We start from the raw sequence: 1,423 nt of genomic DNA, 5'->3' as shown, positions 1-1,423 counted from the left end.
GTTTTTTAATATTGCAATTTCTCATAACAATACCCCTCTGCTAAAGATATTACTTGATTACATGTATAATACAGAGCAAATAGAACATGATCCTAAAAATAACAACACAGAGCAGTCAATAAGGTATAATCAATTACAACAAATATTTAAATTAGCAAAAAAAGAGTATGTTGTTTCTGAAGAGATTGATTCTATTATAAGTAGCTTTTGTAAAGAAAGTAATTTTGACAATAACGATAGTTATATAGATTATGATAATTTATCTACTCATGATCAAGAATATCATGAATTAGATTTAGCAGGTAATTCAAAAATATTAGAAGATAATGAATTCTGAAGACTTTACTTATATTCTATAATTTTAATTATAACAACATTCAGCTTGAGGTAGCTAGAGAGATCAATTCTTTCCATTAATGCTTCGGCTTGCAGGCATACATCATCGTTGTGCCTAGAAGACTCTAAGGACTGAGACTAGATCGCAGCTTAAGTCACCTTAGTCAAAATTGTCTCTATAACATCACAATCTTTGATTTATTTTGCATATAAAAGTTAATAAAAGCCGTCTCTATTTTTGGATTTTATCAAGCTTATTGTATAAATTAAAATATGCTTAAGCAAAAGCTGTATTATAAGCTAATTGTTACCGCCTTACCTGAAGATGACATTCTAAAGCTTAAGAACGAAATTTAGTTTACTGGTATAATAAAAACGCTGCAATGAATCAGGTATTATGATCTCGCTAGATTGAACTCCGGCGAGATCGACTTTGTAACAATAAATATTTAAACTCATGAATAAACAAGAATTCGTAACATATATTGCTGAACAAAATAAATGCACTAAAGCCGAAGCTGAGAAAAACATAGATATGTTCACTTCTTCGGTAATTGATGCAATGGGTCAAGGTAATGAGATTTCTCTTATAGGTTTTGGTCAGTTCTATACAACGAAGATCGCCGAAAGAGCTGGACGTAATCCTCGCAGCGGTGAAGCTATACAGATCAAAGCTTATACTCAACCAAAGTTCAAGGTTGGTCAAAAACTCAAAGACGCAGTAAATCAAAAATAAACCTCCATATGACAGAAATTATAGAAGCTGAAAAGTTAAAGCAAATGATAAACAAAATAGAGACTATAGAGCAAGAGCGCTTGGAGTCTAGCGATCTTCTTAAGGAATCTTTCAATGAAGCTAAATCAATGGGCTTTGATGTTAAAATAATTAAACATGTACTAAAACTTAGAAAAAAGGACAAAGATGCACTAGCTGAGGAAGATAACTTAATTGATTTATATCGTGGGGCTTTAGGAATTTAACTCTAACTAACTATTAATTAATGCGAGGGTATAGTGCAAAAAAAGAAATTACATAAGACTCAGAAAGTTGCTAAGTTTAACCCTGAAGATTTACCTTCTGCCTTTT

General features: G+C 31.3%; 3 protein-coding genes. All 3 read left to right on the top strand.

Translation table 11 applies throughout. The features are described from left to right. Nucleotides 1-337 (top strand): hypothetical protein (locus Megvenef_RS09470; RefSeq protein ID WP_322777665.1); only part of this gene is annotated, 337 nt, incomplete at its 5' end. 456 nt (nt 338-793) lie between these two features. After that, the gene (locus tag Megvenef_RS09465; protein ID WP_322777664.1) at nt 794-1,072 is read left to right on the top strand and encodes an HU family DNA-binding protein; all 279 of its coding nucleotides are present in this window, start codon (nt 794-796) and stop codon (nt 1,070-1,072) included. A gap of 8 nt (nt 1,073-1,080) precedes the next feature. After that, nucleotides 1,081-1,317, top strand: coding sequence for a DUF2312 domain-containing protein (locus Megvenef_RS09460; RefSeq protein WP_322777663.1), 237 nt, complete (start codon nt 1,081-1,083; stop codon nt 1,315-1,317). The last annotated feature ends 106 nt before the right edge of the window (nt 1,318-1,423 follow it).

Origin of the sequence: Candidatus Megaera venefica (assembly GCF_034554655.1) — a bacterium.
GTDB classification, from domain to species: Bacteria; Pseudomonadota; Alphaproteobacteria; order Rickettsiales; family Rickettsiaceae; genus Megaera_A; species Megaera_A venefica.
Note: the sequence above shows the minus strand (reverse complement) of the source record. Positions and strands in the feature narration are given on the sequence as shown.